At 64.1% G+C, this 839-nt stretch carries 1 protein-coding gene; it reads right to left on the bottom strand.

Annotation, left to right across the window (positions count from 1 at the left end; all coding sequences use genetic code 11):
- Positions 1-839: IS5 family transposase (locus CEK68_RS20855; protein ID WP_152240532.1), on the bottom strand; the 839-nt coding region annotated here is incomplete at both ends.

Genomic DNA, 839 nt, shown 5'->3' with positions numbered 1-839 from the left:
GGAGCCACTCAGCCCGTCGACACCCTTTGCCCGCGCCAAGCCGATGCAGCGTACGAACTTGCCGCCTTGTTGAGCCAAGCGCGCAAACGGGTGCTCGCCGAACACCCGATCCTTGGCAATTCGACGGTTCCGGCGCTTTGCTGCCTCGCTCAAGGGCTTGCGCGCCTGCCCTTGATGTTGGATCGCGGGGCGGTAACCACGCCTTTTCAGGTCTGCTTCGCGCGCTGCATCGGCATACCCGCTATCGGCCCATACCGTGCGGCCGGTGTTGTCCGGGTCCAGCACCTGCTCGAAGTGACGGCTGTCGTGCACGTTGGCCGCGCTCACGTCGTAGCGGCGGATGAAGCCCCAGCGACGGTCCGTGCTGGCGTGCAGCTTGTAGCCGTAGAACGCCACCCCATGCTTCCTGGTCCAACGTGCCTGCATATCCTTCTGCGCACGCTTGGCATCGCTCCAGTCCTGGCCGACGTCATCGCCCTGCTTGATCTGCGCGTTCTCTTCGCGCGTGTTGCGCTGGATCGGAGCGCTGACGATGCTGGCGTCGATGATCTGACCGCCGCGGGCAACGAACCCGGCACGTTGCAATTGCTCACCGATCGCCGCGCTGATGTCGCCCATCAGATCCTTGGTCTTGAGCCGTTCGCGCCACACCCAGATCGTCTTGGCGTCGGGCACCTTGCCGCTGTGTTCCAGTCCGAGGAATTGCTGGAAGCTGCGCCGATCCAGCACCTGGTACTCCAGCGCATCGTCGGAGAGGTTGTACAACTGCTGCAACAGCAGCAGCTTGATCATCACCTGCGTCGGCCAAGCCGGACGGCCACCGCGCTTGCCAGTACCCA

Origin of the sequence: Xanthomonas sp. LMG 12461 (assembly GCF_009192935.1) — a bacterium.
GTDB classification, from domain to species: Bacteria; Pseudomonadota; Gammaproteobacteria; order Xanthomonadales; family Xanthomonadaceae; genus Xanthomonas_A; species Xanthomonas_A sontii.
Note: the sequence above shows the minus strand (reverse complement) of the source record. Positions and strands in the feature narration are given on the sequence as shown.